Below are 12,710 nucleotides of genomic sequence, written 5' to 3'. Positions count from 1 at the left end.
GTTTTCTTTTGGCATTGCTTGTTAAGGTACATTTTTAATTTTAAAGCAGGTAAACACCAACTTGTTCTCGTCGAATTGCGGATTTTCCAGATTGTTCTCGGATATATACAGTCCTTCCCTTCCCACAAAACTCATTTTATAGAAATATTTCTTTCCGGGGAATTTTGTTTCTCCGATGATTTCAAAATCCGCGTTCAGTACAATGACGGAGAACTCCTTTCCTTTGGGCGTTTCATAGGGGCTTTCGTTGGGAGCCAGTTTGTAAGGCATTTCGGCAAAACGGTAGTACACATTGCGGTATTTGTCATACATGATATGCCAATATCTAGGATTTTCATTGAGTTTTATAATAGCATTAATGCCTTCCATAGAATTACCCAGTTTGGGCTTCATGCTTTTCAGATATCTGCTTTTGGCGTTATACCATCGGATATGTTTCAAGTCATCTGTAACCATCAGGCTGTCATATCCGAAAAATCCACAGACCAAACGGCTCTCTTTGTAGTTGTAATCATAACTAAAACCGTATCCTCCTGCGATATTGTCATATTCCTCTTTAAAGATGGGTGGATAGAAAATAGGAATCCATTTAACTTCTCCTGTTCTCAGATCCTGTGAGGCGAACATATGGGTTCTAGGCCAGTCTTCCTTTTTCATATCGGGTTTTAAAATTTCTTGGCGTAGAAATATGCATGAGTCTTTGATAAAAGCAGGTGCATTGTAGTAACTGCCAAAAGACAAGGGTGTAAATCTGCCTTCAGGAGTTTGGAAATTATAGTTTCGTATTATTTCCCCTTGAGAGTTTATGGAACTGAGCCGACTGATATTATTCTGTGCAACTAATATATATTGAGAATCGGGGGAAGGTCTACTGCCGAATACAGCTGGTAGCCCGTTGGGACCTGTCTTGTGAAGAGGTATCCGTTTGGCTATCTGTTGATTCTCTATATCAAAAATGACAATGTCATATAATGATTTTTGTGTATTCTCAAAGTGAAGGTATTCTTTCCCGTTTTCTTCGAATTGGAACATGGATTTGCTTAAGTAATAGGTCTGTTCGTCTAAAGGGAAAGCCAGCTGTTTTTCTGCTACCAGTTCTACTTCGTTCTGTTTGCCAGCTTCGTTTTTTGGGGAGGACTGGCAAGATACGAGGATAAATATAGAAAAGAGTGATATAAAAAGGAGTGTTCGATTCATAATATTTTCGGTTTTATGATGTATGTAATTTATGTGGTCAGTAAAAAACCGACCACATAAATTGTTTGTTGTTAATTGGTAGGAGCACCATGATTCCCATCTTCTCCTGAGCCCTCACCGGGTCTGCCTATTTCTACCCCATTACCGCATTTACCGTCTTCACTGATACACACTGTGCCTTCGATGGCCATTTTACAGTCTGGCCAATCGTCCTTAAAAGCACAGTACTTTTCACCCCCTCGTGGCATTTGCACGGCAGGTGCTCCAAACACTACTTCCTCATTAGAAGAGTGGAGGTTCAAGCTTATTGCAAATGTTGCAATAACAGCCATCATCATTGTGAATTTTGTTTTCATAGGCATTCGTTTTTAATGGTTAGATTTATTGTACTTTTCCTTTTACGGAAATTTCTATCGGAGATTCCGGTACATTGCAATGAACATGGATAAATCTTTCAAATTCCCCCTTTTCTTCCGCTCGAAAATGAATTGTCAGCGTAGTACACTCGCCGGGTGTAACAGGAGAATCCACCCATTGTACAGTGGTACATTCACAAGATGACTCTATGGCACTGATGTATAAAGTATCTGTTCCGATATTGGTCAATATCACTTTCTCTTCCTGTATTTCTGCTTGTCTGAAACTTCCCCAGTCGATATACTGTTTGTCAGCAGTCAGAGTGCTCATTCGTTTCCTGCTCTCTGCCGAAGGTCTTTGATAAGGCCAACGTTCTACATATTTCCCGTCTTTTAAGAAGTATACCATAGGAAAAGTGGTTACCATTTTCAGTCTGGCTGATACTTTGTCTTTATCTAGGTAAAGATTGTTGAAATCCGTTGATTTTTTGCCACCGCTCAGCAAGAAGAAATCTTTTTCCGTATCACACATAAAGACATACACAGTGTCTGTTGCTTCCCTGATATGGTCCATCGCCCCTTGAATGCAACTGCCGCAACCGTTGCCGGGAATAATAATTAGGAAACATGAGTCTGATGCGTTTGGAAGGCAGATACCTGTCTCCTGTACCAGCTGACGGATACATTTGTCTTCATTGGAAAGGCATCCATAGCTTGTGAGAACTATAAGGTATAGCACGATCTGTTGCCAGCCTGTCTTCATAGGTGTCAGATTTATAATTGTCTAAATATAAGATATTTAATAGATGTTGACAACTATAAATGGACTTATTGTTCTTGCTATTATGGATATTTAACAGAAGGACTTGCTTCATTGATACTTACTTGCCATCAGTACCGCTTTCAATTTGATAAATTCTTTTCCATTACAAATGCCTTCTGCCTGCAACTTGAAAAGATGCTCTTCCGTTTCTTCTAGTCGGATAAATAGTTGCAGTAGTGGAGTTTCAAGCGGATTGATGGCAGACAGGAATTTGGAAGAAGCAATCTGTACATACTGCAAAGGTTGGTTGGCGATCTGTTCGGCACTTTCTTTTATTATCTGTAAGGTACAGACGCCCGGAACCACCGGCTGTCCGGGGAAATGACCTTGATAGAGCACATGGCCGGGATTCAGCTCTATCTCTATTGCCTGTTTTCCGTCTTCTCTTTCCTTTATATGAATGATTTTATAAAAGTTCTCCAGCAGCATTTCAAGGGTTGTTTATGTTCAGTTTGTCCAATTGGATTCTTAACCGTATCAGCGGATGCTTGATTTGTACTTTCTCCGCCTGTCCGTTTACAAAGCCGGACAAGGTGAATACCGTCTTTCCAAATCCTTTGCCACTGATTCTTTGCTCAAAAGTACTACTTTTCTTTTTAATACGTGCTTTTTCACTCTTTAGAAATAGATTTTTGAAATCAGTTTCCAGTATTTTCAGCATCTTTTTCTTCCTCATCGGTTCCATGCAACTGTTCACTATGAAGGTGTCGCGGTGCAGGGAGAAGTCAAAAAGGCTGAGGCCAAAGTAGGTAGAGCCCAGGATACGGATTTCGTTATCGGGCATTTGGCGGACAATGAGCATTCCGCTGAAATGGTGTTTCATGAAATCCAGTTGCAGGTTGTACTTTTGCGACTGTGCTTCTGCCTGCAGGATGGGAGGCAGTGCCGTAGCTTCCCCCGTCACCCGGTGTGAGCAGGAGAGCAGTATAAACAGCAACAGCAGCCAGCTAGCGTATCGTAAACTTTGCCTCATCGTTCAAAGAATTGAATTTCTTGTCCGAGAATTCGTATTCGGTATAGTTGGTTGCGGTTTCCGATAAACGTAGTTTGTGGACAGACATGTCTTTTTTGTCTAAATAAATTTGAATCTGGTTGATATATGCCTGTATCGCTTTGCTGACGGGCTTGATTTGAATGAGATAGTAATGGGCGTCTTCAAAATATTCCAAAGCATAGCCGGGCGACATGTTGGACAGGTCGCCCACCATGCAGGCGGTAAGCATATCCTGCATTTGGTTCATCATTTTGTTGGAGTGAAGGTCCATGATGCTTTTCTTTCCGTCCGATACTATTTTCAGTTGGTTGTTGTTGATCACGATAAGGTAGTTCATGGGCTGGGCGTAGTCCATGCATATCTTATTGCTCTTTTTATAATAGAACGTTCCTTTCGAGGTTATTTTCTCATCGAATACATCCAGATATTTTATCTGAGTGAAATTACTTTCGATGGACTCTATATTTTTAGCCTCTTGCAGCAGACGGGCTTCAAAATCTTTCAAATCAGTAAGTTTCTTCATCTGTTGGGCTTGCATCGGCAGGACTGTACAGAACATCAAGAGCAAAAGTATTTTCATGTAGGTCATACTTTATAGAGGTTTATCCGTTTGTAATGGGAAGCAAAGATAGTATATTTTGAGAAACCATTCATACCTTTACCAGCTATTTACGATTTTTACCTGTTTCTACAATCGTTCACATGAGCAATTATAATGAATAAAAAAGTTATATTTCTGCGTTGCAATATTTTTTTGTTTCATCACGGCATATTGTTGTTAATCAATAATTTATAGTGACGAATCCTCCTGTATCCCCCTCGAAACGGTTTATCCGTTTTCCCTGTCGGAGTCAGTTTGGCAGAAAGCGTCATTATGCAGGATGAAGGTCTGTTGGAATTCTTGTAAGGAGAACGGTAGGATATGATTTTCACTTAGGTGAAGATGGGTTTTCACCTGTGTGAAGAGCTGTTGTCACCAGTGTGAAACGGTAGTTTCACACTGGTGAAGCAACAATGAATATCGGAAGTTTGAGGGCATACGTATTGTATCTTTTGTCGCACCTGACCTTGGGTTTATTCCCAGTTATGATACTTTTAATAGATTCTTCAGTATAATAAAGTTCGATTATTTTGAGTTGATCTTTCATAACCAATGAGAGCATGAGGGCAACGCCTGATTGTATAAAATGCTATCATTATATGTTTGTGTCTCATAATCAGTATGCTACTATACCAATGAGGGCATGAGAGTATAATGGTATACAATTTATTATTGTTAAGGTTGCTTTTTGTGAACGCAAAGACATTTTGTATTATTTCCTATAGCATTATCTATATATAAGAAATAAAGCCAAAGAAAATATCAGACAATAAAATTAAATGCTATCTTTGTTGCTACACAAGCAGAAAGAATAAGATGAACAGAAAAATGAACAGGGCATTTTATATGCTACTATTTACTTTTAGCCTTTATGGATGTAATGTTGAAATGTCCCAAAAGGTAAATGAAACATTATACCAGGCAGAAAACTGTATGGAAGAGTTTCCGGATAGTGCACTGTCATTATTGCAGCATATTTCCCATCCGGAGGACTTGAAAGGGAAAGCACAAGCGGACTATGCTTTGTTTTATTCGCAAGCCTGCGATAAGAATAGGATTTCTATAACAAATGATTCGTTGATACGGATTGCGGTGAGATACTATGAGGATAAAGATGAAGATCTCAATGCCGCTAAGAGTTATTTCTATCTGGGGTGCGTATATCGGAATGCCAATCAGGATGCAATGGCTATAGAGGCTTACTTGAAGGCATTGGATAAGATGCCGAAAGGAAAACCGCATAAATTGTGGATGCAGATATATTTCAACTTGGGAGAGCGATATCGTTATCAGAATCTCTATGGCAGCAGTATGGAGATGTTTCAGAAATGTTTGGGGGCTTCTAAGGAGTTGAAAGATTCTTCACTCTTGTTTTTCCCTTATCGGGAAATAGCAAGAACTTATCTATTTGAAGATAAAAATGATAGTGCTCTAATATATTATCAAAAAGCATTGGTTGTCAGTAGACTTATTCATGATGATTTTTGGGAGGCTGCCATTTTAAGTGATATGAGTCAAACTTATTTATATAAAAAAGACACTCTAAAAGCAGAGCGGCTTATAGTGGCTTCCATTGAAAAAAATAAGTCTGTTGGTAGTTTATACCTTAAAAGCAAATTCCTTTACTATAGGAATGAACTAGATTCAGCCAAAAGATTACTGTTAGCCGCTTGTCAGTCTCGTGACTTATATGACAAAGCCAGTTGTTACAATCTCTTATATGAAATAGAAAAGAAATTGCAGAACCATTTTTATGCTTACGCCTATAATGATTCATTCAATCTTTACCGAGATTCTATAGAAATATTAAAACGACCCCAAGAAATACAGAACCTACACATAAAACATGCCATAGAACTACAGAAAGGAGAAGAGAAAAGGAAAGAAGAAAATATTTATTGGATAATCTGTTTCATATTTATGATGCTTTTGTCAGGCTGTTTATGTCTCTACTTATATTTAAAGAAGAAATACAAGGAATACCTTTTAAGAAAAAGGATATTAACTCTAAATGACCAAAACCAAACGATCAGTAATTATCTGGAACAGAAATTGGGTAAAGAGATTCCATTACAGGAAACAATTACAGCCTTTAAAAGGGAAAAATTGCAAAGAGGGACAGATGCTTTTAATGCTTCTCCATGGAAAGAAAAACTAAACGAAGTAGAGAAACAAATTAAATCCGGTAATTATATAAAGCCGGACGAACAAAGACTACTCTATCAGGAACTCGATGTCTCTTTCAAGGAATTTATAGCCGGCATTACTGAGATTTATCCCAAGATGAGCAGGGAGGATGTTTATTATTGTATTTTGTCCAGTCAGAATTATAAGTCCCGAACTATTATGTATTGCATGAGCAGTTCGGGCGGTGCACTTCGTATCCGTAAGAACCGATTGAAGAAAAATATGGCTGAAGATACGTTTCAAATGATATTTCGTAAATAAGAATCCTTGTCACATGATGATTGTGGCAGTCGTAATAGGCATATTGTAACGCTTTTCCTTGTTTTTGTAACGCTTTTACTGCTACAGGAAATGGATGTTTTCTCTAAATTTGTACAAACGAAAAACACAATGATTATGAGAAAAGTACTATTATTATTGCTTTGCTGCATCAGTGGTGTAGTTATGGCGGAAACGCGAAAAGATATTGATTTGAAAAAAAACGATGTAGAGATTCGTCCATTATCAATAATGTCTGAACCAACAGCATATCAAGCCGATGCTGTAATCTGTATCTGGTTGCCAAATGCCTCTCCTTATGTAACCGTCAGCATTGTCAATGAAGAAACGGGCGTGCAGGTCTATTTCATGATATATGCCGGAATAAACAATATTCAGATAAACCTGGAGAATGAGATAGAAGGAATATATACGCTGAAAGTAAACCTAGAAGGAACAGAATATACCGGATATTTTATACGATAATCACTGCTCATCAATATCAACAAAACCATTTAATATGATGAAAAGCTTAGCAAAATTGGAAGCATTCAAATTGGACAAGAAACAAATGAATGTCCTAGGTGGGAAAGGCTATATGTGCGCCGACAACCAAAGAGAATTTTATTGTATGACTGACTGGGGACACGGTTATGATATAGATAACGGGGCAGCAGTATGTGGATGGGATAATCTGGAAGCTCAAGATCGGTTGAGAGATGTATATAGAGACCAAGGCGTAGGTAAGGATTACAAACATATATTCTGCTATTAAAGTTATGAAAGTTCTGCATTTCTGTCTGCTTGCCATGTTTTTTTCTTGCACTTCGAATGTGGAAAAGGGTGAATATACTATTCTGGACCCTACCACGTTTGAAGAAAAGGAACTGTTATTGTCAGACTATGTAGACGAAGTCCGTTTTATCATATTCGATACGACTTTCCTTTTCAGGGGATTCGGAGACTATTATATGGATGAAGACAATATTATTATAGATAGTACCGAAGGCATAGCCAGATTCACCCCTAAAGGAAAATTCCTGAATAAAATAGGTCGCATAGGAGAAGGCCCTGCTGAATATCTTGATTTCACAAGTATGGCGGTAGACCCCATAGAGAAAAAAGTTTATGTGTATATGATGGAAACGTTCCGGTTGTCTACCTATTTATTTGATGGAACATATATCGGTACCAAACAAGTGGAACATTCCAAACGTCGATACTGGCCTAGGTCTATGATATACGACCAAGGAAAATTGTATTTCCTTTTCGGCTTGAATATTGACTCGGCGGATTATCCCCAATACGAATGGGGTACACTGGATACCTGTTCCGGTCAAATATCACTGAGAGTAGCAACTGATAAGGTTTGGGGACGTACCAACTCACCTTCATCTCCCGATAGTTATAATAACCAGCTCCTTTATTGGAACTTTTTTAATGACAGTATCTATCGTTTGAAAGGAAACCATTATGAAGTGGAATATTTATGGGCAAAAGGAGACTGGCGGTTTACCTATGAGGATGGATCACAAATCTTTTCCCCTCTCCGCAAGGGCTGTCTGCGGATCTATACTATGGCCGAGACCAATAATTATTTGTATATTGTATTCTATCGACAAGGAGGAGACCTTATTTGTTTCTATGACAAGAAACTCAAAAAAGGATGGCGTGCTCTCCGGATTACCGATGACATATATCATACTGATATCAGATTCCTATGGAACGGGTATCACAATCTGAATGGGCGGGAATATATGTCACAAGTCATACGGAGCGAAGAGTTGAAGGAGAAACTTTACGAGGGTGGAACTCCGGAAGGAAAAAGGATAGCGGACCAGATAGATGAAGAGGCGGGATTGATGCTCATGCTCTTTAGGTTGAAAGAGAGAAGTGAATAATAATAGATGTTATGGAATAAAAAAGATTAGAAATATGCCAGGAATTGACCACACCACCTATATACTTTACCGATATTTAAAAGAATTGTCGGTAAAGATAAGCTATGGAAGTATCCGGCAGTCGCTGGATACCCCTATGGGAAATACCTTGCGGGGAATAAGTGACGCTTTAGATGAGTTTCATATCGTGCACGAGGTTTATCAACTTCCGGCAGAATACTTGAAGGAATTGGAGTGCCCTTTCATTTCGGTTATACAAAACGGACATTTCTGTATCGTAAAGAATATGAACGAAAAAGAAGTGATGCTGATATCCGACAAGGGAAAGAAAAGCATTGTTTCTCTGGAGTTTTTCCTTACAATATGGAAAGGTACCGTGTTGATAATAGATCCGTTGCAGACAGTTCAGCAAGAACCTTATTACAGAATAAAACAGATTGTTAGCTACCTTTATATATATAGATATCTCATTATTCTTGCTTTGGCAGGTATGATATACTTGTTTGTAAATCATGCTCATATAGGAGAAACGCTTTTTAATCTGATGACATGGGTGGGATTGGCTGTGGCCATCGGCATCATCTATAAAGAGTCATACGATAAGGATTTTCTGCAACGCTTTTGTAAGATCGGTACTGTGGTGGACTGTAATGAGATACTACATTCCAAGGCTATGTAAATAGAACTGTGTCAAACCTTTAGTTTATTATTTCTTAGTTTAATGCTACTCTGAATTCATCTGATATTCAGACATTTATCCGAAAGTAAAATTTGAGATAATCAGACTTGTTAAGGATTGACACAGTTTGAATTACGGTCTCCATTCCAAGGCTGCCAATATAGGGGGAGCAGTCAGTTTGGGGGAAATGGCGTTGCTCTATTTTTCCACATTATTTCTTTATACGGCAATCCATGGGGCTGATTGCCTTATGGTGTGGGTCTTGTCAACGGCTATTGCTTTAATAACCACCCTATGGTCTGTAGTTTATCAGGTTATAATCGCAAAGAAACTATGTATGCTTTGCACCTTATTGGATATGGTTATTTGGGCACAAGCTGCTATATTATATGGTTTTTATCATACAGATTCATTGGGTTTGACTCCGTCCTCGGTTGTTTTATTGCTGCTTGTTGCAGGGCTTTGCTGTAGCATTTGGTATTCCTTGAAAGAGTTGATTAGTGCCAATTATCAAAGTATACAGTTGAAGACTCAGAAAGAAGCCCTGCTATCTTATCCCGTCTTACTAGATACGTTGCTCTCTATGGAAACTGAAATACCCCAAGCGGAATCTGCTATTGTCCTGCATAATGAGAAACAGGCTGATAGGAAAATACAAATTATAATAAATCCGCATTGCAAGCATTGTGCCCTACATTACAAGGAATGGCTACGGCTGGATACTTCTGTCAGTCTGCTTTTTTCTGTCTCCGATCGGAACAGACAGGATAAAGAAGTTGCGTTGGCAGTTATTTCCTGTTACATCAGACACGGATTTCGGCAAGCCATGGATTTGCTTGGAGAATGGTTTGACAATCATGATATCGGACTGATAATACACTATCCACTTGTACCGCAAGCAGAACAGGTATTAGAGGCACAACGGGCTTATTGTAACAAGATTCATTTGCAGCATACTCCATTTATTACTATCAACGAAAGGAAAATGCCCGGAATCTACACTATAGAAGATTTGCACTATGTGCTATAAAGATATTGTTTGCAAACAAAAACCAAGCGATAAGGGCTGTACATATCGCAACAAAATTATTTATGATCTAAAATCTTATCATTATGAAGACATTGGACAATCTGAAGGCATTCAGTCTGAAAAAGAAACAGATGAAGCAAGTTGGAGGTGGTAGTTATTGTACCGACTTAATTACAAACTACAATAACAATCACACTAAATGGTCCAAAGAAGTGCAAGAAATAGCTTTGGATATGATGCAAGCTCACTGTTAAGCCTAAAGTACCAAAGTTTATCAATTACAAAATTTTATTGCAAACGGATTTTATTAATTATTCAAAAGAAGCAACTCGGTATGAGTATGCTTCTTTTGATAATATAAAACAAAAAGAATGAGAAAAATAAATTTCATAATAATTCTCTTATTATCAAGTATCTGCTGTTTTGGACAGGGTGCTTCCGCCTCTTCTATAAACCGAAGAGCAACTTTATTTTTAAACAAGCGTGTAGGAATTAAAGACTACAAGATTGGAAAACCAGACTATACATGCATTAAGATGAAAGATAGTATTAGCTCTTTTTTCTTAGGCAAGGTAGATACTGTATCTATTGATAAGGTGACCATAGATTTAAAGGTATCTATTTTAGGAGACACAATCCTGTATTCTGTCAGTAATGAGGAACGCAGTACAGAGGAGGACAATCAAAACTGTATTTCATACGCTTTTGAAAATCTATTTGAATCTAACGGAATAAAATCAGCTCCATTATGTTGCCAATTTACGCTTATTACGGACAATAGTAGTGCAGACTTATTATTAAATAAATTCTGTGATCCGTATACTTCCTTAGGAATCGGACTTCCCGATTCTTTACAGAATAAGAGTCTTATCGTGTGTTATGATAAGAATAAGGCTTTGATACACATGGCTTTCTATTACAATAATAGTTTTTATAGTAAGAATGGAGGAGGAGTATTACATACGGTTTATAAACGGTTTTCTGATATAAAGCGTCATTATCCGGAAATTAAATATATAAGAACCTATAAAATTAAAGCCCAATATCAGAAATAAAATAATGAAAAGTTTTCCTCATTACCAGCAGCACGACCAGATGGACTGCGGTCCTACCTGCCTCCGCATGATAGCCGCTTTCTATGGTAAGCACTATTCTTTGGAAAGGCTGAGGGAAAAGTCATTCATTACCCGTCTGGGAGTATCCATGCTGGGTATCAGTGAAGCAGCCGAAAAGATAGGTTTCCGTACCATGGGTGTGCAAATATCCTTTCAACAATTGCTGGAGGATGCGCCCTTGCCTTGTATTGTACATTGGAACCAGCAACACTTTGTGGTGGTGTATCGCATGGCGAAAGGACAAGTGTGGGTGGCCGATCCGGGAGCCGGAAAAGTGAAATATACCCAAGAGGAATTTTGTAATTGCTGGCAGAGCAATAAAAAAGAAGGAAAGGCGACAGGTATTGCTTTATTGCTGGAACCCACACCGGATTTCTATGCGGTGGAAGAAGAAGACACGATAGATTATCAGGGATTGGGATTTCTGTTTTCTTATCTGCGCCCATACAAACAATTATTGGGGCAATTGTTACTTGGTCTGTTGCTGGGTAGCCTTATCCAGCTATTACTGCCTTTCCTTACTCAATCCATAGTGGACTTTGGCATCAGTAACCAAAACCTAAATTACGTATATCTGGTTTTATTGGCACAACTGATGCTGACTTTCAGCAGCTCTACCGTAAACTTTATCCGTGGCTGGATTTTGCTGCACTTGGGAATACGAATCAACATTTCCCTCATCTCCGACTTTCTGAGCAAACTGATGAAACTGCCCATGGGGTATTTCGATACTAAAATGACAGGGGATATTCTTCAGCGCATCAATGACCATGCCCGTATTCAAAGCTTTTTGACAGGTAGCAGCCTGAACATTCTCTTCTCTATGTTCAACATATTGATATTTGGGATTGTACTGGCTCTTTATAGCGGTACTATCTTCCTGATTTTCATCATAGGGAGTCTTGTCTATATTATCTATGTATGGTTGTTCCTGAAGAAACGGGCGGAACTGGACCACAAGCGTTTTGCTCAGCAGTCTGCCAATCAGAGTAGCGTGGTACAATTGGTCACCGGTATGCAGGAAATAAAACTCTGTGCCTGTGAGCAACAAAAACGCTGGGAGTGGGAACGTATACAGGCAAAACTTTTCCGTCTGAATATCAAAAGTATTGCCCTCGCCCAGTATCAGGATTCGGGAGCTATATTCATGTAGATACTAATTGAAAAGTGCGCCAATATTCCAGTTGAAAATTGCGCCACCATAGGATAAGTATAATGACCTTTGTATAATCCAAATGCAAAGGTAAAATGAAGACTATGGTAGAAAGACAATCAATAATACACATGTATAGAGTATGCGGTTATAGCAAACGGCGTATCTCTCGTGAACTTCATGTCAGCCGTCATACCGTTGACAATATTCTTTCAAAGTACGAATCAGCCATCCGCACGGACAATCCAGAAGAGGCTTTGAGTGATTTGCTTACCATCCAGCCTAGGTATGACAGTTCCAGACGCCGTCCTCGCCGGCTCACACAAGAGATTAAGGATAAGATAGGATTTTGCCTGAAGAAGAATGCCGTTAAGATAGCTACCGGACTTCGCAAACAGCGCATGTTGAAAAAGGAT

16 protein-coding genes are annotated in these 12,710 nt (G+C 38.8%); 10 read left to right on the top strand and 6 right to left on the bottom strand.

Features of this window, described 5'->3' with window-relative positions:
- Positions 1–21 precede the first annotated feature (21 nt).
- From AB5062_RS00080 to AB5062_RS00055, 6 genes are all read right to left on the bottom strand, one after another.
- Positions 22–1,197 carry a DUF4221 domain-containing protein gene (locus tag AB5062_RS00080; protein ID WP_032952970.1) on the bottom strand — a complete coding sequence of 392 codons (1,176 nt, stop codon included), beginning with the start codon at positions 1,195–1,197 and terminating at the stop codon, positions 22–24.
- A gap of 71 nt (positions 1,198–1,268) precedes the next feature.
- Positions 1,269–1,553, bottom strand: a complete 285-nt coding sequence (locus tag AB5062_RS00075) for a hypothetical protein (protein WP_007841414.1) — start codon at positions 1,551–1,553, stop codon at positions 1,269–1,271.
- Positions 1,554–1,578: 25 nt separating this feature from the next.
- Entirely contained in the window at positions 1,579–2,316 is a 738-nt protein-coding gene (locus AB5062_RS00070; protein WP_005850171.1) for a DUF1573 domain-containing protein, read from the bottom strand.
- Between the two features lie 108 nt (positions 2,317–2,424).
- A complete protein-coding gene (locus AB5062_RS00065) occupies positions 2,425–2,805 on the bottom strand; it encodes a hydroxymyristoyl-ACP dehydratase (protein WP_032952971.1) in 381 nt (126 codons plus the stop codon).
- A 1-nt stretch (position 2,806) separates the two neighbouring features.
- The gene (locus AB5062_RS00060; RefSeq protein WP_011965010.1) at positions 2,807–3,349 is read right to left on the bottom strand and encodes a hypothetical protein; all 543 of its coding nucleotides are present in this window, start codon (positions 3,347–3,349) and stop codon (positions 2,807–2,809) included.
- Positions 3,324–3,959 (bottom strand): outer membrane lipoprotein carrier protein LolA, encoded by a 636-nt coding sequence (locus AB5062_RS00055; RefSeq protein ID WP_032952972.1) that lies wholly within the window; start codon positions 3,957–3,959, stop codon positions 3,324–3,326. Before AB5062_RS00055 ends, AB5062_RS00060 begins: the two co-directional genes overlap by 26 nt.
- Positions 3,960–4,904: 945 nt before the next feature.
- Here AB5062_RS00055 and AB5062_RS00050 point away from each other — a divergent pair.
- The 10 genes from AB5062_RS00050 to AB5062_RS00005 all read left to right on the top strand — a co-directional run.
- Positions 4,905–6,419, top strand: coding sequence for a lipopolysaccharide assembly protein LapB (locus AB5062_RS00050; RefSeq protein WP_080705350.1), 1,515 nt, complete (start codon positions 4,905–4,907; stop codon positions 6,417–6,419).
- Positions 6,420–6,554: 135 nt separating this feature from the next.
- Complete coding sequence (locus AB5062_RS00045; protein ID WP_172685071.1) at positions 6,555–6,902, top strand: DUF3244 domain-containing protein; 348 nt, start codon at positions 6,555–6,557, stop codon at positions 6,900–6,902.
- Positions 6,903–6,936: 34 nt separating this feature from the next.
- Positions 6,937–7,191, top strand: coding sequence for a hypothetical protein (locus AB5062_RS00040; RefSeq protein WP_032952973.1), 255 nt, complete (start codon positions 6,937–6,939; stop codon positions 7,189–7,191).
- A 4-nt stretch (positions 7,192–7,195) separates the two neighbouring features.
- A complete protein-coding gene (locus tag AB5062_RS00035; RefSeq protein ID WP_032952974.1) occupies positions 7,196–8,317 on the top strand; it encodes a 6-bladed beta-propeller in 1,122 nt (373 codons plus the stop codon).
- Positions 8,318–8,351: 34 nt separating this feature from the next.
- A complete protein-coding gene (locus AB5062_RS00030) occupies positions 8,352–8,996 on the top strand; it encodes a cysteine peptidase family C39 domain-containing protein (protein ID WP_228680481.1) in 645 nt (214 codons plus the stop codon).
- 127 nt (positions 8,997–9,123) lie between these two features.
- Positions 9,124–10,026, top strand: coding sequence for a vitamin K epoxide reductase family protein (locus AB5062_RS00025; RefSeq protein WP_182431280.1), 903 nt, complete (start codon positions 9,124–9,126; stop codon positions 10,024–10,026).
- Between the two features lie 83 nt (positions 10,027–10,109).
- On the top strand, positions 10,110–10,280 hold the full coding sequence (locus tag AB5062_RS00020; protein WP_153868476.1) for a hypothetical protein: 171 nt from the start codon (positions 10,110–10,112) through the stop codon (positions 10,278–10,280).
- 117 nt (positions 10,281–10,397) lie between these two features.
- Entirely contained in the window at positions 10,398–11,081 is a 684-nt protein-coding gene (locus tag AB5062_RS00015) for a hypothetical protein (protein WP_147394715.1), read from the top strand.
- Positions 11,082–11,085: 4 nt separating this feature from the next.
- Complete coding sequence (locus AB5062_RS00010) at positions 11,086–12,294, top strand: cysteine peptidase family C39 domain-containing protein (RefSeq protein ID WP_368326886.1); 1,209 nt, start codon at positions 11,086–11,088, stop codon at positions 12,292–12,294.
- A gap of 95 nt (positions 12,295–12,389) precedes the next feature.
- Positions 12,390–12,710, top strand: a 321-nt coding sequence (locus tag AB5062_RS00005; RefSeq protein ID WP_185113173.1) for a helix-turn-helix domain-containing protein, incomplete at its 3' end; no start/stop codon positions are given.

Origin of the sequence: Phocaeicola sp. RTP21359st1_B8_RTP21360_211022, assembly GCF_040911965.1 — a bacterium.
Taxonomy (GTDB): Bacteria; Bacteroidota; Bacteroidia; order Bacteroidales; family Bacteroidaceae; genus Phocaeicola; species Phocaeicola vulgatus.
The sequence above is the reverse complement of the archived record's forward strand: the minus strand, read 5'-3'. Positions and strand labels throughout refer to the sequence as shown.